Consider the following 256-nt stretch of genomic DNA (forward strand, 5'->3'; position numbering starts at 1 on the left):
ATGCCGCGGTGATCACCGGTAGCGACACTGGCGCGGTCACCGAAGACGAAACCAACCCGACTCTGACCGAGACCGGCACCCTGAGCGTCACCGACGTGGACGGCGCCGACGAGGCCAAGTTCCTGGCCGGCAACGGCACCCCGAGCGCTGGCGCACTGGGTAGCCTGACCATCACCGAAGGCGGCGCCTGGACCTACAACGTCGACAACAGCAAGGTGCAGTACCTGGGCGAGGGCGAAACCAAGGTCGAGACCTT

1 protein-coding gene is annotated in these 256 nt (G+C 66.0%); it reads left to right on the forward strand.

The window, feature by feature from the left end; genetic code table 11:
* Positions 1 to 256: VCBS domain-containing protein (locus KW824_RS20745; RefSeq protein WP_218410899.1), on the forward strand; the 256-nt coding region annotated here is incomplete at both ends.

The organism is Aeromonas sp. sif0611, assembly GCF_019218845.1.
In the GTDB taxonomy this organism is placed as follows: domain Bacteria; phylum Pseudomonadota; class Gammaproteobacteria; order Enterobacterales; family Aeromonadaceae; genus Aeromonas; species Aeromonas media.